Origin of the sequence: Desulforhopalus sp. (genome assembly GCA_030247675.1) — a bacterium.
Taxonomy (GTDB): domain Bacteria; phylum Desulfobacterota; class Desulfobulbia; order Desulfobulbales; family Desulfocapsaceae; genus Desulforhopalus_A.
Genome location: JAOTRX010000009.1, coordinates 42,846 through 65,825, shown reverse-complemented (window position 1 = coordinate 65,825; position 22,980 = coordinate 42,846). Strand labels below are relative to the sequence as shown.

18 protein-coding genes are annotated in these 22,980 nt (G+C 56.8%); 8 read left to right on the top strand and 10 right to left on the bottom strand.

All coding sequences use genetic code 11. From position 1 onward, the window contains the following. Positions 1–219 precede the first annotated feature (219 nt). Genes hoxE through OEL83_17655 form a run of 5 tightly spaced genes read left to right on the top strand, consistent with a single transcriptional unit; the run spans position 220 to position 5,176 of the window. A complete protein-coding gene (hoxE, locus tag OEL83_17675; protein MDK9708875.1) occupies positions 220–738 on the top strand; it encodes a bidirectional hydrogenase complex protein HoxE in 519 nt (172 codons plus the stop codon). Next, the gene (locus tag OEL83_17670) at positions 735–2,381 is read left to right on the top strand and encodes an NAD(P)H-dependent oxidoreductase subunit E (GenBank protein ID MDK9708874.1); all 1,647 of its coding nucleotides are present in this window, start codon (positions 735–737) and stop codon (positions 2,379–2,381) included. The genes hoxE and OEL83_17670 overlap by 4 nt, the downstream gene beginning before the upstream one ends. Continuing rightward, positions 2,378–3,145 carry a bidirectional hydrogenase complex protein HoxU gene (gene hoxU / locus OEL83_17665; protein MDK9708873.1) on the top strand — a complete coding sequence of 256 codons (768 nt, stop codon included), beginning with the start codon at positions 2,378–2,380 and terminating at the stop codon, positions 3,143–3,145. Before OEL83_17670 ends, hoxU begins: the two co-directional genes overlap by 4 nt. After that, positions 3,133–3,699: an NADP oxidoreductase gene (locus OEL83_17660; protein ID MDK9708872.1), complete on the top strand. Its 567-nt coding sequence runs from the start codon at positions 3,133–3,135 to the stop codon at positions 3,697–3,699. The genes hoxU and OEL83_17660 overlap by 13 nt, the downstream gene beginning before the upstream one ends. 43 nt (positions 3,700–3,742) lie before the next feature. Continuing rightward, positions 3,743–5,176, top strand: coding sequence for a Ni/Fe hydrogenase subunit alpha (locus OEL83_17655; GenBank protein MDK9708871.1), 1,434 nt, complete (start codon positions 3,743–3,745; stop codon positions 5,174–5,176). 25 nt (positions 5,177–5,201) lie between these two features. Here OEL83_17655 and OEL83_17650 read toward each other — a convergent pair whose 3' ends face one another. The 8 genes from OEL83_17650 to OEL83_17615 form a co-directional block, all read right to left on the bottom strand. After that, positions 5,202–5,627: a bacteriohemerythrin gene (locus OEL83_17650; protein ID MDK9708870.1), complete on the bottom strand. Its 426-nt coding sequence runs from the start codon at positions 5,625–5,627 to the stop codon at positions 5,202–5,204. A 156-nt stretch (positions 5,628–5,783) separates the two neighbouring features. Next, entirely contained in the window at positions 5,784–7,064 is a 1,281-nt protein-coding gene (locus OEL83_17645; protein ID MDK9708869.1) for an OmpA family protein, read from the bottom strand. Beyond that, positions 7,061–8,137, bottom strand: a complete 1,077-nt coding sequence (locus OEL83_17640; GenBank protein MDK9708868.1) for a hypothetical protein — start codon at positions 8,135–8,137, stop codon at positions 7,061–7,063. Before OEL83_17640 ends, OEL83_17645 begins: the two co-directional genes overlap by 4 nt. 329 nt (positions 8,138–8,466) lie before the next feature. Next, positions 8,467–9,309: a 4Fe-4S binding protein gene (locus OEL83_17635; GenBank protein ID MDK9708867.1), complete on the bottom strand. Its 843-nt coding sequence runs from the start codon at positions 9,307–9,309 to the stop codon at positions 8,467–8,469. Continuing rightward, a complete protein-coding gene (locus OEL83_17630; GenBank protein ID MDK9708866.1) occupies positions 9,306–9,899 on the bottom strand; it encodes a 4Fe-4S dicluster domain-containing protein in 594 nt (197 codons plus the stop codon). The genes OEL83_17635 and OEL83_17630 overlap by 4 nt, the downstream gene beginning before the upstream one ends. Beyond that, on the bottom strand, positions 9,896–10,201 hold the full coding sequence (locus tag OEL83_17625; protein MDK9708865.1) for a chaperone NapD: 306 nt from the start codon (positions 10,199–10,201) through the stop codon (positions 9,896–9,898). The genes OEL83_17630 and OEL83_17625 overlap by 4 nt, the downstream gene beginning before the upstream one ends. Before the next feature lie 65 nt (positions 10,202–10,266). Next, complete coding sequence (locus tag OEL83_17620; protein ID MDK9708864.1) at positions 10,267–12,654, bottom strand: molybdopterin-dependent oxidoreductase; 2,388 nt, start codon at positions 12,652–12,654, stop codon at positions 10,267–10,269. 35 nt (positions 12,655–12,689) lie between these two features. Continuing rightward, positions 12,690–13,067, bottom strand: a complete 378-nt coding sequence (locus OEL83_17615; protein MDK9708863.1) for a multiheme C-type cytochrome — start codon at positions 13,065–13,067, stop codon at positions 12,690–12,692. A gap of 465 nt (positions 13,068–13,532) precedes the next feature. Here OEL83_17615 and OEL83_17610 point away from each other — a divergent pair, with 465 nt between their 5' ends. The 3 genes from OEL83_17610 (at position 13,533) to OEL83_17600 (ending at position 20,036) form a co-directional block, all read left to right on the top strand. Beyond that, positions 13,533–15,137, top strand: coding sequence for an ATP-binding protein (locus tag OEL83_17610; protein ID MDK9708862.1), 1,605 nt, complete (start codon positions 13,533–13,535; stop codon positions 15,135–15,137). Further along, a complete protein-coding gene (locus tag OEL83_17605) occupies positions 15,115–16,452 on the top strand; it encodes a sigma-54 dependent transcriptional regulator (GenBank protein MDK9708861.1) in 1,338 nt (445 codons plus the stop codon). Before OEL83_17610 ends, OEL83_17605 begins: the two co-directional genes overlap by 23 nt. Positions 16,453–16,562: 110 nt before the next feature. Then, positions 16,563–20,036 (top strand): ATP-binding protein, encoded by a 3,474-nt coding sequence (locus OEL83_17600; GenBank protein ID MDK9708860.1) that lies wholly within the window; start codon positions 16,563–16,565, stop codon positions 20,034–20,036. Positions 20,037–20,287: 251 nt separating this feature from the next. On the opposite strand, the gene nrfA is transcribed toward OEL83_17600, so the two are convergent. Then, positions 20,288–21,799 (bottom strand): ammonia-forming cytochrome c nitrite reductase, encoded by a 1,512-nt coding sequence (gene nrfA / locus OEL83_17595; GenBank protein ID MDK9708859.1) that lies wholly within the window; start codon positions 21,797–21,799, stop codon positions 20,288–20,290. Between the two features lie 219 nt (positions 21,800–22,018). Beyond that, positions 22,019–22,936: a chemotaxis protein gene (locus OEL83_17590; protein MDK9708858.1), complete on the bottom strand. Its 918-nt coding sequence runs from the start codon at positions 22,934–22,936 to the stop codon at positions 22,019–22,021. Positions 22,937–22,980: the final 44 nt, after the last annotated feature.

Genomic DNA, 22,980 nt, shown 5'->3' with positions numbered 1-22,980 from the left:
CGGTAGACTAGCCGTTCCCCGGAGTTTGTGCAAGTTTTTATACCCAAACGGGTATAAGTTTCATGAGAGCAGTCAAGCTGCTCAAATCACCTGCATAGTAACCTGTAGCCAACAGGTATTTCTGGCGATATGTCACTTTAGGAAAGTGACTGTTTCTGTGGTATACTGACAGTATGCGGTTTGAGAAAAACAGCTATCAGGACACAAGGAGAGCCCTTTATGAGAGATGACTCGACCCCCGGCATCAATCCCCCTGCATCCGAAAGTCCACCTGAGGATCACCGGTTACGTATGGTGAATCGCACTATGCGCCTGTATCACAACGAATCACACGCCCTTATCGAAACCCTGCACACCGTTCAGGAAACCTTCGGCTATCTTGAAGAGAGCGTCCTGAAGTACGTGGCGAGCACCCTGCGGGTGCCCCTCAGCCGGGTCTATGCAGTGGCCACCTTCTACCACTCCTTCACCTTGAAGCCACCGGGTGAACATACCTGCGTCATCTGCCTGGGGACCGCCTGCTATATCGGTGGATCAGGAGATATAATCGGCGGTATCAAGGAAAAAGTCGGCATTGCCGCAGGAGAGACAACCCCAGACGGCAAGGTGTCCCTGCTCGTTGCCCGCTGCCTCGGCTCCTGCGGCCTGGCGCCTGCTGGAGTCTTTGACGGCGAGGTGGCCGGGAAGCTGAAAACAGGCGATGTCCTTGACAAAATCGGGAGGTGGCAAAACCCATGACTCTCAATATCGAAGACCTGCGGCAGATTGCCAAAATAGAACACGACACCCGAAGCGGCTTCCAGCATCGCATCAGGGTCTGCATCGCCGCCGGCTGCCTGTCCTGCGGCAGCGCCAGGGTCAAAGAGGCCCTGGAAAGAGAGGTCGGCAAACGCGGCCTCGACAACTGGTGCCAGGTAAAGGGTGTCGGCTGCCTCGGCCTGTGTACGGCCGGGCCACTCATTGCCATGGAGGCCAGCGGTACCTTCTACCAGGGGGTGAAGGTCGCCGATGCCTCGGATATCATTGATGCCCTGAGCGGTAGCCCGGTGGAGCGTCTGGCCTGTTCGAACGGCGGCGCCTTCTTTAAACGCCAATTACGCATCGTCACCGAGAACTGTGGCACAATTGATCCGGAGCGCATCGAGGAATATATCGCCGAAAACGGTTATGAAGGGCTGTACCTTGCCCTCACCCAGATGACGAGAGCTGAAGTCCTCGAACAGATGGTGACGAGCGGTCTGCGTGGCCGCGGCGGTGCCGGTTTTCCGACCGGGTTGAAATGGACGACGGTGGCAAAGGCCGTCGATTCCACCAAGTTCGTCATCTGCAATGCCGACGAGGGCGATCCGGGGGCCTTTATGGACCGCAGCGTCCTGGAAAGTGATCCGCACCGGGTCATTGAGGGTATGGCGATTGCCGGCTATGCAACCGGGGCGAGCCATGGCTTCATCTATGTCCGGGCCGAATATCCCCTGGCGGTAAAAAGACTGCGCCTTGCCCTGAATCAGGCGGAGCGGATGGGAATTCTCGGCAACAACATCTTCAACACCCCTTTCAATTTTTCCATCAAGGTCCGCCTCGGCGCCGGGGCCTTTGTCTGCGGCGAGGAAACGGCGCTGATCGCCTCCATCGAAGGCCGCATGGGCCGTCCCCGCCCCCGGCCGCCCTTTCCCGCTGAATACGGCCTTTGGGAACACCCGACCCTTATCAATAATGTCGAGACCTTTGCCAATGTGCCGCCGATCATCCGCAAGGGCGGCAAGTGGTTCGCCGGCGTCGGCACGGAAAAAAGCAAGGGAACCAAGGTCTTTGCCCTGGCCGGCAAGATCAACAACACCGGCCTGATCGAGATCCCCATGGGCACCTCGCTGCGTGACATCGTCTTTGATATCGGCGGCGGCATCCCCGGTGGCAAGGGCTTTAAGGCGGTGCAGACCGGCGGCCCTTCCGGCGGCTGCATCCCCGAGCAGTTCCTCGACATGCCGGTTGATTACGAGTCACTGATGCAGGTCGGTTCGATCATGGGCTCCGGCGGTATGATCGTCATGGACGAGACCTCCTGCATGGTCGACGTGGCAAAATTCTTCATGGAATTCTGTATGTCCGAGTCTTGCGGCAAGTGTGTGCCCTGCCGGGTGGGGACACGGCAAATCTACGATCTGCTCTGTAAAATTACCGCCAATCAGGCAACCCTTGAAGACCTGGCGACCCTTGAAGATCTCTGCGATCTGGTAAAAAACACCAGCCTCTGCGGCCTTGGACAAAGCTCGCCGAACCCGGTCCTCACCACCCTCAACTACTTTCGTAACGAATACCTGGCGCATATTGGCGACAAAAAATGTCTGGCCGGAACCTGTAAAATCGTCAAGGAGGCCGCATGATTTCTCACGCACCGAAGAAGGTCCGCACCGACCTCAACCCATCGCGGCTCATCACCTTCAAAATCGACGACCGCGACGTCACCGCCCGCGCCGATGAATCAATCCTAACCATCGCCAGGCAAAACGGCATCAACATCCCGACCCTTTGCCACCTCGACGGCCTGTCCGAACGGGGGGCCTGCCGCCTGTGCATCGTTGAGGTGAGAGGCGCCACCAAGTTGCTGCCCTCCTGCGTCACCTTTCCCCGCCAGGACATGGAGGTGGTCACCAACTCGCCGCGGGTCGTCACTTACCGCAAAAAGATCCTCGAACTGCTCTTTACCGAGCGCAACCATGTCTGCTCGGTGTGTGTCTCGAACGGCCACTGTGAACTGCAGAACCTGGCGGTCGACCTGGGCGTCGATCATGTCCGTTATACCTACCTCTACCCCCGCCACGCCGTCGACGCCTCGCACCCCAGGTTTTCGGTGGACCATAACCGTTGCGTCCTATGCCTGCGCTGCGTCCGGGTCTGCGATGAGATCGAGGGTGCCCACACCTGGGACATCATGGGCCGGGGCATTACCTGCAAGGTGATAACCGATCTCAACCAGCCCTGGGGCACCTCGGAAACCTGCACCGGCTGTGGCAAATGCGTCCAGGTCTGTCCGACCGGGGCCTTATCGGAGAAAGGCAGGTCGGTGGCGGAGATGATCAAGCGCCGCCAGTTCTTGCCATACCTGCAAATGATGCGCGAAAAGCAGGAGGAATCATGGCAAAAATAACGCTTGCGACCACATGGCTGGATGGCTGCTCCGGCTGTCATATGTCCCTTCTCGATATCGATGAGCTGCTCCTCGACCTGGCTGACAAGATCGACCTGCTCTACGGGCCGCTGGTCGACGGCAAAATCTTTCCGGATCACGTCGATGTGACCCTTGTCGAAGGGGCGGTGAGCAGCGAGGCCGACCGAAAAAACATCGAGAACATCCGCGATAAAACCGGACTGCTCGTGTCCTTTGGTGATTGCGCCATCACCGCCAATGTCCCGGGCATGCGCAACCGCCATCCGGTGGAGGCGGTGCTGAACCGGGTATACGTTGAAAACGCCGAGACCACTTTGCTCGACAAGGGCGGGGAAAGCTCCGGCATGGAGAAAATGACCTTTCATACCGTGCCGAGACTCTGCCGGATGGCAAGGCCAGTGCATGAGTTTGTCAAGGTCGATGTCTTTCTGCCGGGTTGTCCGCCGCCGCCGGCGGCAATTGCCTTTGTGATTACCGAGCTACTGGCGGGCAAAATTCCCGAAATAGGCCAGTTGTCACGGTTTGGAGCATAGATGCTGTTTTGCAGGTCTCATTACCTTTTGTGGAGGTATCAGCATGGGCGGTACGATAACCATTGAGCCGATTACCCGCGTTGAAGGGCATGGCATGGTCACCATTTTTCTGGATGATGACGGCAATGTCAATGACGCCAAGTTTCATGTGACCCAGGTCCGGGGCTTCGAGAAGCTCTGCGAAGGCCGCCCCTACTATGAAATGCCGTCGATCACCGAAAGAATCTGCGGCATCTGCCCGGTAAGCCATTCGCTTGCCTCCGGCAAGGCCTGCGATGCCATTCTCGGCATCCATCCGCCGGAAACCGGCCTGCTGTTGCGGCGGCTCCTCAACTGCGGCGAGTTCATCCAATCGCATGCCCTGAGCTTTTTCCACCTCTCCTCCCCCGATCTGCTGCTCGGCATGGATTCGGAACCGGCCAAACGCAATATCCTCGGCATTGCCGAGAAATACCCCGAGATTGCCAGGGACGGCATCCGCCTGCGCAAGATCGGCCAGCAGATCATCGAGATGGTCAGCGGCAAGAGGATTCATCCGGCCTGGGTAGTACCGGGCGGGGTAAACGCGGCCCTTGACCCTTCGCACCGGGAAGCCATCCTGCACATGCTGCCGGAGGCCTTGGCGATCATCACCCGCACCCTGACCATGTTCAAAAAATCGCAGGAAAACTATCGTGAAGAAATTCAGACCTTTGCCAATTTCCCCACCCTCTTTATGGGGATGGTCGACGAAAACGGCAATCTTGAGCATGTCCAGGGGAATCTGCGCATCCTCAATGCCAAGGGACACATCATTGCCGACAACATCGACCCGGTGAGCTACCAGAAATATATCGGTGAGGCACCGCTGCAGTGGTCCTATTTAAAATCACCATTCTATAAGCCAATGGGCTATCCCGAAGGCATCTACCGGGTGGGTCCGGCCGCCCGCTTAAATGTCTGCAACGGTTGCGGCACGCCTCTTGCCGATCAGGAATGGGCGGAATTCAGGAGTCTTGAACGGGGCCCGGTGATGAGTTCATTCTACAACCATTACGCCCGGTTGATAGAAATTCTCTTTTTCGTGGAAACTGCCAAGATGCTGCTGAAGAATCCGGCAATTACCGGATTGCGGGTGCGGGCCTTCGCCCAGCCGAATTTTCCGGAGGGTGTCGGCTGCGTCGAGGCGCCACGGGGCACGCTCATCCACCATTACCGGGTCGATGAAAACGGCCTGATGACCTGGGCCAACCTCATTGTGGCGACGGGCCACAACAACCTGGCAATCAACCGGGGGGTCTTGCAGGTCGCCAAACGCTTTATCAGCGGCACCGAGGTTTCGGAGGGGGCCTTAAACAGGGTCGAGGCGATTATCCGGGCCTTTGACCCCTGCCTGAGCTGTTCGACCCATGCGCTTGGCCGGATGCCCCTGACCATCGCTATCAGGGACAGTCACGGCAATATCCTGCGGCTGATAGGCAGCGGAGACCGGGGCTAACCGAGACAACTCCGACAGGAAAAGATCACTTTCCCGTATTCTTTTCCTGCCGCAGATATTCGCCAAATTTCAGATCTTCAACTTGAATATGGTGCAGCAGCCAGTTCCTGATAAGCGCCAGCAACTCGGAAGTGAGAACCAGATCACCGTTTTCAAATTCGCGGTATCTTTCGTAGACAACCTGGTCGAATTCCTTATGGAATCGCCAATGGACAGGAATGCCGGGCCAGGCCGCCGCCTGCATGACCTTCTCTTCACAGGCGAAGTGATAGCGGGTGTAATCGCGTATCCGCTGAAAGACATCCTTCTGCACTTGGGTCAGATCTTGGCTATCTGCCGAGCCAAGAAAGGCTCTTTCCAATTGATTGAAGAGCTCAACCCATCGCTGGTGTTGCTCATCGATTTCCACATGCCCGATATTCCAGGCAGAGTCCCATTCGATTTGTGCCATACTTCACACCTTTCTTTATAAAATCGGGAACTATTGGAGAATTCAATAAAACTCCCAACTATTCTATCAACCTGGCGGGAGATATTCAAGCCAGCCACCCCTGAAATGGCACAGCTGCGCCTCGGAATGCCAGAGGCGCAAAATCGTAGCGAGTTTTCACAGGGCTCCGCAATCCAAAACCCGGAACACCACCCGCCGGTCGATCGCATCGCGGATGTCATCCGTGCCAGTTCCCACGATGTTTTCCTCAAAGCCCCGCCCCACTGCCGAAGTCTTTTTAGCAATCGCCGAAGAAACATCAAGCAGTCTCTTTTGGATTTTATGGGCCCTCTTGTCCGACAATTTCTTGTTGTAATCAGCACTGCCCGAATGGCTGGCGTGGCCTGAAATCTCTACGCATGACTGCGATTCGATAATTTTTTTAGCAATCTGACGAAGCCAAATGTCGTATTCGGCCAGCTCTTCGGGTTGACCAAAAAAGTTGGTGTCATTGACCTGAAAAAGAAATTTCACACTGAGGGTGCCGTTGCGAATTCCAAGTTCGGCGAGTTTGCCAAACGCCCCTTCGGCTTCGGCCATTAGTTTCTGTTTCCAATAGGCCTGATACAGTCCGGCATAGGTTTTCATAACCTGGCCGTCTTCACGAGCTGCAGCCTTATTGAACAACTCAATCGCCAGCGGGTAATTCCCACTATCATACGCCTTGCTGGCTTCGGCCAACAGGGCATTGGTAGCCATAGTGGCAAGGTATTCCTTGTCAACCGCCACACCGGCGTTGGCTTGGGCGGTCGCTATAACCTTTTCCGAACGGGTATCCTTGATAAACATCGGGCTGTCCGAATACAGAGGTGTCGGCAGCAACTTGAGGTCCTGTTGGGAAAACCAAACATCGGAATGTGCCAGAACCTGGCCAGTCTTCATATCAACCGCAGAAAGATACAGTCGAGGCAGTTTAGTCGGCTGATTATTGTAAATCTCCTGTTTGATGACTCCGATAATAACAAAATTCGTTTGATCGATATTTGTTGAATTCATCTCGACAACAGTAAATTTGGGGAAACTGTTACCGGCGGTGGCTTTGATAATCTCGTTTATCTGAGCGCTGAGTTCGATTTCCTCGCCGGTATCAGCATTCATCACCACATCTGTCGAAAAGACCAGCGGCTGCTTTCCATCATCTTGATTTTGTTGAGCATTCATCTTCTCCGCCAGGGTCTTCTTGGCAGGCTTTTGTTGATTGCTGATTTGCGCAAAGAGATCAAAAGCAATCATTCGAACAGCCACCTCAAGAGACATTGGCGTATCAAGAGCCGGCCGGGTCAGAGGTTTTGCCCTTTTCACACAGCCGGCGAGGAGCATACTGCCGATCAAAATGACCAAAATGGCCCCAAAAGATCTCTGCCAAAAGCTGAATCGTTTATTCATCCCTTTTTTCATTTTGCGCACTCCCGTAAGTAGCGTTCCATAACCGACGAATCTCCAAGTTGCCATTCCTTCCTTAGATCCTGACAGTTGGCATTCGTATCAAGCACTTGTGGCTTAATTGTCTCACTTTTTTTCTGCCGGACACGTTTTCCTTCGACTGATTCTTCACTGTAAGCTGACATCACTTGCGGTGACACCATTGACTCTGCTGATTTGGGAGACTTGTCTGCGACCACCGTCCTGCCTTCGACAGCGGCCTCCTGCGACTTACTTTCCTTAACAAGCGCCGGGGACATTCCCTTCACTTTGTCGATCTCGGCAACGCACTTTTGAACCAGCCTTTGCACCATCGAATCGATTGTCATCCCGCCTTTTTCAGTTTGCTTGATACCGAGAAAGCTGGCGCTCGATGCCCCTACCTCCATTTTGTCCTCGACATAGCCTGTCTTGACAATGACACTGTCGGAGGCATCGATTATTTTATAACGAAGACCGATTATCCAGATTTTTGCGTCCTCGCTTCCTCCCGCCGAGGCGATTACACCACCGGCAACCCGTCCGCCGAGGTTATCGCCGGCGATGGCCGTGACAATATTGCCAATCGCCTTGCCGTCAAATTCCGTTCCTGCTTCGGCAACCGGTTCAGCCTTCAGGACATCAAACTGCAGAAACCAGCGAGTCGTGACGAACTTGCCCTTGCGAAATTTCCTCAGGCCCTCTGGATCGCCCATATTGACAGCAAGAACAACCTCTTGCAGGAGTGGTCCAAGATCGCCCCTTTCCAAGACCTTAAAGTTGGCCTTATCGAGCTCTAATTCGGCAAAGTCGGCGATATTATTGGGCGTAAATTTTTGGGTAAAAGTCGCGTTGGAAATCTTGAATTGCCCCGGGAGAACCACGAGGGCAGGGCCCTGCTGGCCGGCATTTTCATAGACAACCGGTTGCACTACGGCCTTGTCGGCAATCGCTTTAGCAGTGGATGAGGCATCACCTCCGGCCATTTCCCCCGAGGTAGATCCAGATCCTGTTACACAGCTGCTAAGAACGCTAATACTACCGGCCAGGCCAAATAATATCAGAAACATCCGGCAGATTGCTTTACTGGTACCAGAAGAAATATTCGTTGTGGTTACAAACATTGTTTATTTTCATATCCAGCCAGAAAAGTTATAAAAATAGTTCCTGTGACAGGCTACTCGTAAAAATCGTATATTTCAAATTTTTTTATGTTGTCAGGTATAACATGCTCATAATCCGGCAACTGCTCTCCTCCTTTCCGGAATAGTGGTGCCGGAGAGGGTTCTTTATCCTTATCAAAGCGGCATGGAAAGAGTCGTCTGAGAAACGAACGTACGATGCCAAATAGCTCCGCTCTTCGCAGTTACTGAAACAGCCGTTTGACCTGAAACCGCAATCACAGCCAACGAAACCGCAGGGCGTCATGCCGGCAGCTATCGACGCACTCGCCGCAGTTCCAGCAATACGCCGACATCCCTTCGCCGGCGGTTGGCTGCAGGCCCATCGGGCAGGTTTTGCTGCACTTTTCACAGGCAACGCAGGCATCCGGCTGAAAACTTACCCGTAAGCGCCTTTTCCGACCGAGAAAGGCAAGAAGGCCGCCAAGAGGACAGAAACTGCGGCAGAAAAACCGGCGAGTCAGCAACTCAAGAAGGACGACGACGATGATCAGGACACCTTCCAGGGCAAGTTTATGGAAGAACACCGCCATCATGATCTCCCGGCCGACAAGCCCGGGCGGCGAGAGAAAGACAAAGAGGGGGGCGCCGAGGACCAGACTGGCGATCAGCTCGGCAATGAGGGAAAACCACAACACCTTTTTAGCGACAAGCAGTTTATTTTTTAGAAATGGCCTGGCCGAGACCCGGCGACGCAGCCGATCAACGCATTCCAACAGAAAGGAAATCGGGCAGAGCCACGAACAGAACACCCGGCCAAGAAAGAGGGCGATGGTCACCGGGATGGCCATGCCAATAAGAGACGGCAGATACAGCGACTTGGTGATCAACAGACTCTCCAGGCCCTCCAGCGGCGAGACGAACCACAGCTTGCCGACACCTAAGGACTGATACCAGCCCTGCACGAAGTTTTCGTGCAAGTAAAAATTGATAAAAGGGTTGATGGCGACCAGGAGAAAGGCGCCGGTGAGAATGGCAAAACGCCGGGAACCGTAACGGGTCCTTGCGCCGTTTACCTGCCTTGGTGCGGGCGGCAAGGCGCCGCTTTCTTCCTGTATCATCCTGTCACCTTGCCAGCGGCAAAGATCGGTTCGATATTCACCGCCTTTTTGCCGTCCGGGGTATTTACCGGACAGGCATTGGTGCATAGGCCGCAACCGGTGCAAACTTCCGGGTTTATGACCGGCCGCAGCTGGTCGAGGCGAATCGCCTTGTCGGCATAGGGGCATTTGTCGTAGCAGGTCCGGCACAGGGTGGTGCCGATCCAGGCGGCGCAGATGAAGCGGTTGACCACCGCCAGGCCCATACGAGTGTCCTCCTGGCGGATGCGCTGCAGGCTGCCGGTGGGACAGACATCGACGCACTTCATACACAGATAACAGGGAATCTTCTCCACCTCGATAAGCGGTGTCCCCGCTGACAGCCCGGCGCGGATGTCAAGCATACTAATGCAGCGATAGGGACAGACCTCGACACACCGGCCGCAACGGATGCACTTGGCCGGGAAGATCTCCTCCGGCACCCCGCCCGGCGGCCGGAGGCGGTTGGTGGTAACCGGGGAATCCAGCATCTTTGCGGCTAGCGACTGGGGCGCAAACGACAGCGAACTCAGTCCGGTACCCAGCAACCCGAGAAACTGGCGGCGTCTCACTGTCCGCCCGCCAGGGGTTTGCGGTAACCAAAGGGCCGCGCCACCGGACGGCCGTCAGCCATCTCCTCGGCCTCGTCCTCGGTGTTCAGGTAGGTCATGCCGACGTGGAGGACCAGAGGGTCCTTGTTAATCCGGTCAATGAGCTTTTCCATCTCCTCCGAGGTCTTCGTTTCCAGAACGGCAACGATATTGCCCTGCCCGTCATCGCCATGTACCTCGATGCCCGGCACCGCGGCCAGGGCATGAAGCACCCTGGCCTTTTCTGCTGGCCTCGATGTAATCACCACACCGCTTATCGGCATATGGTCTCCTTATAAAAGGTAAATCCAGCCGGAAGGCGTCAAGCGCCAACCGGCCGGGAAAGGTATCAAACGATATACGGTTTCAGCGGCTGCGGGCCGGAGACCTTTTTCACCTGCACCGCGCAGATCTTGAATTCAGGCTCCTTCGATGCCGGATCGACGGCATCCTTGGTGACCTTGTTGATCATCCGGTCCGGATGCTGATCATGCCAATAGGCAAAGACCATCCCCTCCACCGGCCCTTCATAGACCTTGGCCGGCAGGAGGTTGACGCCGCGCCGCGACTTCACCTCGACCATGTCGCCGGGTTTGATGCCGAGGCGAGCGGCATCTTTCGGATTGATCTCGACGTAGGCATAGGGGTTGGCACGCAGCAGCTCCGGCACCCGCCCAGTCATCGACATGGTATGCCAATGATCGATAATCCGTCCAGTGGAAAGATAGAAGGGATATTCGCTATCGGGGATCTCCTCCGGATCGGCCTGATCGCGGTGCCAGACCCAAAGGGTCCGGTCCTCGTGGGCCGGGCCGTAGAACTGGTACGGCAGATCGTTTTTCGACAGGCTGGTGGCGAGCGGGTCGCGGCCCTTGACAAACTTCTTCACCGTGCCGCCGGTGAGGGCAAACTCGGCGGTCGGCGCCGGCCACTGCACACCGTCGGCCATTTTTTCCAGCACCTCGTAGGTGGCGCCGCGCAGGTCGTTGTCACGGTTCGCCGTCAGCTTCTGGGTATACTCATCCCAGATGGCCTTGGGCAGGGCGTAGCCCTCTTCCAGGCCGACAAAGGGCTTGATGCACTGGTCGATGACCGGGTCGTTTAACTTTACCGCCAGCTTGGCCGCCCACTCCCGGATCATCCACACCTCAGGCTTGGCCTCGCCGGGGGAATTAATGGCCTTTTTGGTCAGCTGCGAACGGCGCTCGGTGCAGCCGTAGACGCCGGTTTTTTCGAAATGGAAGGAGGCGGGCAGCACCAGATTGGCCTTCTGGGTGGTCAGGGTGTGGAAGATGTCGGAGCAGACGATGAAGACGTCGTCACGGTCCATACCCTTATTGTACAACTCGCAGTTCGGCAGGCTCTGCACCGGGCTGGTGCAATTGACCCACAAGGCCTTGATCTTGCCCTCGTTGATCGCCGAGAACATGGCCATGGTATGCAGGCCGGGCTTATCGGGAATGCGTCCTGCCGGAATCCCCCAGGCCTCCTCCACCTGGCGGCGCATCGGTTCCGCCTCGACCGGCCGGTGACCTGGGAGGATATGGCAGAGGCCGCCACCCTCGCGCACCCCGCCGCAGGCATTGGGCTGGCCGGTGAGCGACAGGCTGTCGGCGCCGTCCTTCATCAGCTGGCCGGTGAGGATATGCAGGTTATGCATGAGATTGTTGGCCCAGACGCCTTGCTTGCGCTGGTTAAGTCCCATGGTCCACAGACTGACCGTGCCCTTCGAACCGGCAAACCAGCGGGCGGCGGTGCGCACTTCGTCCGGCTTGAAGCTGCCGCCGCAGGCCCGCGCCGCCTCCTCCGGGGTGTATTTGGCGAGGTGGGCGCGCAGCTCATCAAAGGTCGCCGCCTCGCCCTTGCCCTTACGGAAGGTTGCGTAGTTTTTCAGGAATTCCTCGTCGTAGAGTTTTTCCTCGACAATGACGTGGGCCATGGCGTTCAACAGGGACAGGTCGGTACCCGGCTTGAACTGCAGGTGCAAATCAGCGATCCGCGAGGTCTGGGAGATACGTGGATCGACGTTGATGACCTTAACCGTGTCGGGATTATCGAGCTTGCGGCGCATAATCCGCCGGAACAGCACCGGATGGGCCTCGGCGGTGTTCGAGCCGACGATGAAAAAACAATGCGCCTTCTCCAGATCGGAGTAGCCGCCGATCGGCTCGTCGGCGCCGAAGGAGGTCATATAGCCGCCAACCGCGCTGGCCATGCACAGCCGGGGATTGCCCTCGACGTTATTAGATTGCAGGCCGCCGCGCATGACCTTCTGAAAGAAATAGGTCTCCTCGGTCAGCGCCTGACCGGAACCGTAGTAGGCCACCGCCGCGCCGCCACCGGCCTTGAACGCCTCGGCGAACCTGCCGGCGGCGATATCCAGGGCCTTATCCCAGGAGATCTCCTGGAATTTGTCGGTCTTCTTCTCCCGAAACAGAGGCTTGGTCAGGCGGTCGGGGTGGCGCATGCATTTCCAGAAGTGCATGCCCTTCATACAGACGTAGCCGAAGTTGGTGCGCGACTCAGGCACGCCGCGCAGCCCCATGGGCACGCCGTCCTTTACCCCCAGTTCCACCCGGCAGCCGACGCCGCAGAGGCGACAGCTGCCACGGTGCCAGACTACCCCTTCATCGGCCCTGGCAAGACTAATCGGCGCGATCGGCAGATTCATCCCCACATACGAGGCGGCCGACAGGGCCGCCGCCATTTTAATAAAATCCCGTCGTGTTTGCGTCATTATGATCTCCTTCCTGCCTTCCGGCGAGGCAATGGTTATTTCTGCTTCTTGAAGGTATGCGGTGCATGACAATCCCAGCACGGCGTATCCTTCTTACATTTCTCCAGCATGTCGGTGTGACAGGTACCGCAGGTTGCCTTGGTGGGCGTAAGGGTAAAGGTCTCGAAGGTGCCGTGGCATTGATAGCACTTGACCATGGCCAGGCCGTGCCGCGAGTTGAACCACTGCTTTTCGATCTCCGGTGTTGCCTCACGGTGACAATCGGCACAATCCAGCAACATCTCCTGCTCCGACAGCTGCGGATGGGCAGCTTTTTCCTTGTCCCCGGCCTGAGCCGAGATCACCAGCCCCGCCAGTCCCAGCAGGGTCATGATAAACACTGAAAACAATACGCTTTTTTGATTTTTCACCATATGCCTCCTCATAAAGTTCCCCTTTCCCAATGGTTATGCCGCCTGGCCGGTATAAGCGCCCGGCCGGCTCCCCTTCGAATGCTCAGCTCGTTTGCGAGTACAAAGAAGTCTCCCTATCTCCCTTCTTGTGCAATCTCCGTTCCAAGAGCGGTTTGGAAAGATTCTGCAGTCATTGCAGCCTGCGGCCGCCGGTTGCTGCTACCATCCGGTAACATTCCCTTGCCCCAGCCGCTACCATCCGGTAACGAGGTCTTTGCATCATTCTGTGGACGGCGAGAAAAAGTCCTCCGTTTCCGGCCGGAGCAGAAGCCTGAGATAGCATCTTCCCCAAACAGCCATCTTCCTTTATATAGATGGATGCGCTGGCGCGAAAATTGCCTCTCTCAGAGCAGCTGCCCATCGTAGCCAACGGCAGTTTCACAAAAACAAACAGACCATTCTTAATACCGACATTGTGAAAATCTCATGATCAAACCCTTCACCACCCACCTGTCGCTGCGCAGCAAGTTCATCATCTTCATCGGCGCCATTATCTCGGCATTCTATCTCTTTATGCTGTATCGCACCGCCGCCTTCGACGAGAAGATGATCCTCAAACAGGCGGAGCAGCAGGCACGGATGCTTTACAAACAGATTCTCCTGACCAGGCAGTGGGCGGCTGATCACAATGGGCTCTTTGTCCTTGAAGGCAAAGGAGTTGGCCCCAACCCCTATCTTGAACTGCCGGAGGTAACCGACGCCCAAGGGCAAACCTACTACCTGCGCAACCCAGCAATGATTACCAGGGAACTTTCGGTTTATGCCAAGCGGGACGGTCTCGGCCATTTCCGTGTCACTAGCCTCAAGCCGGTCAATTCCGAGAACCAACCCGATGACTTTGAACGAACCGCCCTCCAGTCCTTTAACGAAGGGGCCGAGGAGTTCATCGGCGTCGACGAAACCGATCTCGGCCGGGTGGTACGCTTCATCGCCCCCCTGCGGGTCAGTACGGCCTGCCTCGGCTGCCACGCCCGACACGGCTATGCCGAGGGCGATATCCGCGGCGGCCTGTCGATTACCATCCCCATCAACTGGGCGCACGACTTGATCACCCGCAACATCAACTCGCTGATTTTTATCGGTGTCGCCAGTATCCTGATCGTCACCATCGCCCTGTTTCTGATGTTCGAATCACTGATCGTCAGGCGAATTCGCGGCCTGTCGCAGGCGATGGAAAGATTTCCCGACGACCCTCCGGAGAGGTACCTGCTGCCATCGGTATTCAAGGACGAGCTGGATAGTGTCAGCGGCACCTTCGTGCTCTTTTGCGACCGGCTGAAGAAATCCCAGGACGAATTGTTGCGGGCCAAGGCCCAGACCCATCTCAGCGAGAAGATGGCATCCCTTGGCATCCTTACCGCCGGCATCGCTCACGAGGTCAACAACCCCCTGGGCGGCATGCTCAACTGCGTCAAGTCGATGCGCGAGACCCCCGGCGACCGCCAGCTGGTCGAACGCTATCTGCCCCTCCTTGACAAGGGCCTCCGGCAGATCGAGACAATCATGCGCCAACTCCTCAACTTCGGCAGGACCGAGCCGCTGAATATCCGCAGGGTGAATCTCCAGGTGCTTTTTGACGAGTGCACCCTGCTCCTTTCCTACAAACTGAAAAACATCCAGCTGGAGTCCAGTATCAAGGTCACCAGGGACTACATGCTTGATGCTGAGGCCCTCAAACAGATCATCATCAACATCGGCCTGAACGCCATCCAGGCGATGCCGAGTGGCGGTAAGCTGACCATCACCTGTCATGAATCGGCGGAGCAACTGACCCTGGCCTTTATCGATACCGGAGTTGGGATATCGGCGGAAAACATGCCGCATATCTTCGACCCCTTCTTTACCACCAAGGGCGTCGGCGAGGGCACCGGCCTGGGACTTGCCGTCACCTATTCCCTGGTACAGCGGATGAACGGCAGCATTGCCGTCGACAGCACGCCCGGCCAGGGCACCGCCTTCACCATCACCCTGCAGGTCTCCGAAAACCTCCCCCAGAAGGGCAACGACAATGCCACGAATACTCCTTGCTGAAGACGACGAGATCATGCGCATCTCGATTTACGACCGCCTGCGCAAATACGGCTGGCAGGTTGACGAGGCGGAAGACGGCCTCAAGGCCATGGCCCTTTTTGAAAGAAATCAGTACAACCTGATCATCTCCGACATCCGCATGCCCGGCATGGACGGCCTTGCCCTCCTCGGTCAGGTACGCAAACAAAATCCGGAGACCGACGTCATCATCATGACCGCCTACGGCTCCATCGACGATGCCATCAACTGCCTGCGCACCGGTGCCGCCGATTATATCCTCAAGCCCTTCGACCTCGACGACCTGATCATCCGCGCCACCCGCCTCCTCAGCCATCAGGCGGTCAGGGCCCGCTGCGAGGTCCTTGAGGCCACCTGCCGGCAAACCCATGACAAGGAGCTTATCGGCAGGAGTCCGGTGATGCAGCAGGTCTACGCCCTCATTGCCCAGGCGGCGCCCACCAATGCCACCATCCTCATCACCGGCGAATCGGGCACCGGCAAGGAACTGGCGGCCAGGGCCATCCATAAGGCCAGCCCACGCCGTGACAAACCCTTTGTCTCGATCAACTGTGCAGCCATCCCCGAGGGCCTCATGGAATCCGAGCTGTTCGGCCATGAGCGGGGGGCCTTTACCGGTGCTGATCTGCGCCGCAAGGGCAAATTCGAGTTGGCCGACAACGGCACCCTGCTTCTCGATGAGCTGGGCGATCTGCCCGGCCCCCTGCAGGCCAAACTCCTCAGGGTCCTGCAGGAAAGCCAGTTTGAACGGGTCGGCGGCAGCAAGTCGATCCGGGTCGATGTGCGGATTCTCGCCTGCACCGCAAAAGATCTGCAAAAAGAAGTCACCGAGGGACGGTTTCGCCAGGATCTCCTCTATCGCCTGCAGGTTATTCCGCTCAGAATGCCGCCGCTGCGCGAACACAAGGAAGACATCGACGAACTCTGCGCCGCCTTTTTACAGGAATTCAACGCCCTGCACGGCCGTTCGGCACGGATCACCAGCGAGGCCCTGCAGTGTCTGAAGCAGTACGACTTCCCCGGCAATGCCCGGGAGCTGCGCAACCTCATGGAAAGGGCCTCGGTGCTCAGCCGCGGCCCGGAGATCACCCCCGCCGACCTGCCCTTTGAACTCACCCAGGCAGCGAGCCAGCCCACCGCCGATCTCAATCTCAGCGCCCAACTGGCCGTCGCCGAGAAGGCCTTCCTGCAAACCGCCCTGCGACAAAGCCACGGCAACCGCACCGAGGCAGCGCAACTCCTCGGTATAAGCAGGAAAAACCTCTGGGAAAAGATGAAGACCTACAACCTGGAATAACCACGGGGGCGGATTGTTGTTTCTCGGTTTTTTCCTGTAATTTACCACCGCCTTTGTGATACCCTTGCCTTAGTTACAACAAGCAGATTTTTTCAAGGGAGAGCGGCGGGGTGGATGAGGAAAAGGCAAAAATTGACGCATCACAGGGTTCTGGGAGATTCTTCCGGCTACCGCAACGACCGATTTTTTATGGCATCCGCCAGAAACTGATCGCCATTTTCGTCGTTATCAAGGTCTTGCCGCTTATTGCCCTGGCCCTCTTTGCCGCCAACCAGATCGGCATGCTCGGCGATACCGTCAAGGAAAAGTCGGAAGAAATGGTCGGCGACACCCGCAACCTGGTGACCACCATCGGCGGCCTGGCCTCGGAGAACTCGGTCAGGGCCCTCGACCTGAAATCGCGAGAGGCAATCGAACGGCTGACCACCGATACCGCCCTGGCAGTGGCCGATTTTCTCCATGCCCGGGATAATGACATCCTTCTCGCCTCGGAATTGCCGGTTGATACATCGAATTACCAGCAATTCCTGGCAATGCGCCTGAAAAAGGTCATCTTTCACCGGGACTGGGTACTCAATCAGGACGGCAACCAATGGGTCCCTCCCCCGGATGACACCGAGCCTGCCCCGAATGTCTCCGCCTCGACTGCCGACAACGAAAGGGATTTCCACTATCGCCAGCCACAACGTTTTCCAATCTCGCTGAAACTGCCGCTGTACCACGAAATCACCTTTATTGATCTGCAAGGCCAGGAGAAGATCAAGGTCTCCAACTCCAGCCTCCTCGGCAGGGAATTGCGTGACGTCTCCAAACCGGAAAACACCTGGTGCCGCGCCGAGACCTACTTCGCCGAGCTCACCAAGCTGCTCCAGGGGGAGATTTACGTCTCGCAGGTCATCGGCCCGTATCTGCCCTCGCCGGTCATCGGCCCCTATACCCCAGCCGCGGCAGAGAAGAAAAACATCCCCTTTGAACCGGAAAAAGCCGGCTACGCCGGCAAGGAAAACCCGAGGGGCAAGCGGTTCCAGGGCATCATTCGCTGGGCCTGCCCGGTGTATCGGGACGGCACCCGAATCGGTTATGTCACCCTAGCCCTTGACCACACCCATGTCATGGAATTTACGGATCATCTGATGCCGACCGATGAGCGGTACTCGGATATCTCCGATGCCGGTGCCGGCAACTATGCCTTCATGTGGGACTTTGCCGGGCGGAATATCTCCCATGCCCGCGACTACTTTATTGTCGGCTATGACCCTGAGACCGGCGAACAGGCAGTGCCCTGGCTGCCCTCCGAGCATTACCAGCTGTGGCTGAGTCAGGGCAAATCATTCAGCAAATTCGAGCAGTTGGCCCCGCGATTTCAGCAGCAGTCACTGCAGAAAAAACCAGCCAAACAGCTCACCGACGCCGGGATGCTCGGGCTTGACTGCCGCTATCTCGACTTCGCACCGCAATGCACCGGCTGGAATGACCTGACCCAGCACGGCGGGTCGGGATCCTTTCTTATCCTCTGGAGCGGCCTGTGGAAGCTGACCACCGCCGCGACCATTCCCTACTTCACCGGGATGTACAAAAACACCCCGCGAGGCTTCGGATATGTGACCATCGGCGCCAATGTCGACGAGTTTCATGCCGCTGCCACCGAAACCGGCACCCGGATCAATGCCCTCACCAAGGAATATGAGGAAAACCTCGATCAAAGAAAGACCGGCATCCTGCAACTCATCGATTCTCTACTTGGTACCACCATCAGTAACCTGACCATTTCAACCGCCTTGATGGTGGTAGCGGTCGTCCTCATTGCCATCTGGATGGCATCGACCTTTACCGGCAAGATTACCGCGATTATCGATGGCATAAAACGCTTTCAGGCGGGAAACTTCGAGGCGCGGCTGCGGGTTACCAGCCGTGACGAGCTTGCCCAGCTGGCGGATGCCTTCAACGAAATGTCGGATAATATCCAGGATTCGATAACTGAAATCCGTACCGCCAAGGAAAGTGCCGAACAATCGGACAAGGCCAAGAGCATGTTCCTCGCCAATATGTCCCATGAGATCAGGACCCCGATGAACGCCATCATCGGCATGAGCAGACTCGCCCTCGACCGCAGTGAAAACCCCGAGCAGCAGAAACTGCTTGAAGCGGTGAAGTCCTCCGCCGATTCTTTGCTGTCGGTGATCAACGATATCCTCGATTTTTCGAAGATCGAGGCCGGTCAGCTCGATCTCGACAACCACACCTTCTCCCTCCACTCCCTGGTGCAGTCGACCATGAAATCGGTGTCGGTTCTGGCCGAGGGGAAAAACCTGGAGGTAGGCTACGGTATTGCTGAAAATGTCCCGGATTTCATCCGGGGCGATCAGATGCGCCTGCGCCAGATCCTCCTCAATCTGCTTGGTAATGCGGTAAAATTCACCAAGAGGGGGCTGGTCAGTCTGGAGATCAAAAAAACCGGCGAGACGGCGGGACAAATTCGTCTCAGTTTTACCGTCCGCGACACCGGTATCGGCATTGCCGAGGAACACCTGGAAATGATCTTTGACAGATTTTCCCAGAGCGACGAGTCAATCTCCAGAAGACATCAGGGGGCGGGGCTCGGCCTGGCCATCAGCAGAAAGCTCTGCCACTTGATGGGTGGTGATATTATGGTAACCAGCGAGGTTGGCGTGGGGAGCACCTTTATCTTTACCCTGCTGTTTGATGAACCGGCCGCAGAGGAAAAAATAGCCCAGGAAACACCGGTTGATCCCGAGGCGGCACATGCCCGCTGCCTGCACATCCTGCTGGTTGAGGACAGCGAGGTGAACAGGGATCTGGCGCGGATGGTGCTTGAGAATGAAGGGCACTCGGTGACCACCGCCGAAAACGGCATGAACGCCCTGCAAAAACTCGGCGAAGTGGAGGTCGACGTCGTCCTCATGGATATTCAAATGCCTGAATTCGATGGCTTTACCACGACCCAGATCATTCGTAGCTGCGAGACCGGCAGCCGCCTCGTGCGGCCCATCCCCGAAGGAATTGAACGCAATCTGCGGGATCGCCTGCACGGACGGCATCAGCAAATTATCGCCCTGACCGCCCATGCCATGCGTGGCGACAAGGAAAAATGCCTGCTGGCCGGGATGGACGATTACCTGACCAAGCCCTTCATGCCGGACCAAGTAGCAGCGGTTCTCCAGCAGCGTGTGGTTGCTACGGTGCCGAAACCGGCGGCAAACACCGAGGCCGGTCCCTCCATAGAAGCTGGATACCGCCCCGGCAGCCTGTATGAAAGGGCCAGGCACAACCTTGCCGCCGCCTACTCCTTGGACGACGAGAAAATTTCCGGCCTGCTGCGGAGCAGTAGTACCGTTACCCAAGACACCCTGGCCAAGATGTTTGACGCTGCAATCACTGGAAATTTGCCGGAACTGCGTTCCCTCGCCCACTCTTTAAAAGGACTTCTCCTCAATCTTCGCCTCCATGAAGAGGCAGGGCTTGCGGAAAAACTGCAAAACAGCATTGATGCCGGCGAGGAGATTGACGCCCTGGCAATCGTTCAGGAACTGCGCAAGGCCTTGGAGGATTTTACCGGAGAATAGTCCAGGACCTTTATCCTCCGGATATCCCGGCGATCCTGCAGGCAAGGTCGTAGGTGCTGAAGGGCTTTTGCAGGGTGGGGATTGCCTCGTCATGGATTTGCTTGGTGACGGGAAATGTTATCCTCTGCGTGGAGTTCAAAGGCTGGAAGCTGGGCAAGCGGCAAATCGAGGACTGCGGGGAAAAATGAAACCGCCCGGCGCAAGCTGTGTGAACGCTGCGCCGGACGGTTGGCTGGCTGGGCAATTGCCCTTTATTTGGTGTAGGAACTCTTGTCGCTCATACCTTTGCGCGAATCCATATTCAACCGGCCTTTAGCCACCGCTTCCTTATTCCATTCCTGGAGGAGGGCACCCTTGAAGGCTTGTTTCTCGGCTATCTCTTTCTCCATATTGATTCCGGCCAGGGCCTGCGCCTTCTCCTTGGTGGAGAAATCGGGAACCTGATAGCCAACCACCCCGTGCTTGGCGAGCACCGCCGCCAGTTTCACCCGAGCCTGCTGGGCCTTGTCACCCGCCTGGGCGAGAAGACGCAGGGTCTCTTCCGGGTTATGGAAGTAGCTGCCATGTCCGGCGATGGAATAATCCCAGCGCCACTGGCCATGCCGGATGTCCTGGAGAATGTCCTTCATCTCCTCGGCAGTAGCACCGGCTTCCCAGGCCTTGCCGGCCTCAAGGTGGGCCTTGGCCAAACCGTTCATCGCCAGATCCATCAGCTCGTCCTTGCGCTGCAGCTTGATGGTCAGCCAGTCCTTGAACTCTTCTTCCGACTGGTCGTGACAGTTCAGACAGGTGTTGGCGATGTTGCCGTCGAGCGGGCTGGCAATGCGGTGGTCGGAGAAGGTGACGTCGCCGTCCTTCTTCGTCGGCATATGGCAGTCGGCGCAGGACAGGCCGCGGCGGCCGTGGATGCCGCTGACGAACAGCTCATAGTCAGGGTGCTGGGCCTTGAGCATCGGCGCCTTGCTGATGGCGTGGGTCCAGTCGGAGAAATTGATGGCATCGTAGTAGGCCTCGACATCCTCACCCTTGAAGCCTTTATCCCACGGGAAGGTGACGGTCATGGTGACCTTCTTGTCACCTTTGGCATCGGCCTCTTCAGTCTTCTTGAAGTAGTACTCGGAGTGGCACTGGGCACAAACCAGTGAACGCATATCGCTCTTGCTGACCTTGGCGACATCGACTCCGGTGGCGGCAAGACCGCGTTTCAGATAATCGCGGGTCAGGGTCAGCTCACCGGTCTTGCTGTCGTGGCAATCGCCGCAGCCGATCGGATTGACCACCTCACTGCCGTATTTTGCCCATTTCCCGGTAAAATATTCCTTCTCACCGACTTCTTGAATCAAACGGGGCACATCGGGCGACTTACAGGTCCAGCAGGCGGTGGGCAGCGGGCCAGTGATCGGGCTTACCGGCGCGCCGGTACGCAGGGTGTTGACGTTGTCCTGAATGGCATAAAAGTGACCGCGCGGGGCGTTATAATCCTTGGCGAAGGGATAGCCGGCCCAGAGTACCGGCAGCTGCGGCTTTTTCTTCAGCATGTCCGTCAGCTCCTCACTCTTGCTGGTCTCTTTCCAGGTGGCGTACTGGCGGGGATAGTGCTTCGCCCACTCCTCGTTTTTCGCCTCAACACCCTTTTCCTTCACCACCGGATTCTTGCTCTCAGCTTTTTGATCGGCCGCACCGGCCAGATACGGTGAGCTCAGCAGGGCAAGCGAGGCAAACGTCGCCAGGGTGGCACGCAACAGCTTCTTCGATGTCTTCATTCCTTCCTCCTTTGATTGTTAATCAGTACCGACTCTCCTAAAAAATCAGTTCCCCCATTGAAGCAAAATACATTCCAGAACGCAAGTAGCGGCAACAGAAGGGAAAGCGACGGACCGTAACGGCCAATCGCTACCAACCGGTAGCACAAGCGGGCTCTCCTGTTACCGTTTGGTAACACAAAGGTTTTTAAAACAGCTCTTTCTCTCCCCTGTCGGCTATCAGGGCGCCAATCCGCATAAGGTGGCGATACGTTCGGCAAGGAAGGCCGGATCAAATTTGGCGACAAAATCATTGGCACCGACCTGTTTTGCCTTGATCAGATTGGTGGGGTTGCTCATCGAACTATGCAGCATGATCTTCAGATCCCGGAAGGCCGGGATCTCCCGGATCGTCCGGGTCAGGGTGAAACCGTCCATACCGGGCATTTCAATGTCGGAGATGACCATGTCGACCGGAACCCGGCCTTCTCCCTGACCGGACCCGAGAAAGTCGAGTGCCTCCGATGCCGACTGCACGGAGGTATATTTGCAGCCCAGCGTATCGAGGAGGGTTTGCAGCATGAGCAGGGCGGTTCGCGAATCATCCACCAGCAGAATGCGAAGTGACGACCAGTCACGGCTGTCACCGGTGCGCGCCGGTCCATCCAGGCCCTTGTCAAGACCTACCACCTCGACCAAAATTGTTTCAATATCGAGGAGCATGACCGCCTCGTTGTCGTCATTATAGGCAATCGCCACCAGGGATTTGGCCCGCACCCCCTTGGGTTTGTGGATATCGCTCCAGCTCCTGGTCATCAGGGTATCCGGCGAGTCGATGATAAAGGCGGTGAGCTGCCGGTTATATTCGCAGATGATGAGATAGGCCAGCTCGTCGACGGTGTTTTTGGCCGGCAACCCTACCGCCTGCGACAAATCGATGACGACAATTGCCTTACCGCGAAAGTCGACAACACCACGGATCGCCGGATGCGACTCGGGCATGCGATCGATTCGTTTCGGACATTCGACAATCTCGATGATCTTAAAGACATTTATGCCGTAGAGCTGCTTATCGGTCAGGCGGAAGACGAGCATCTCCATCTGATTTGACAGTGACAGATTGGTTCGTTGTACGGCCTCTTCGATACTTGACGACATGGCGTTCTCCTTTCCTAAAAAACCGGCATCCCTTGAAGACTATC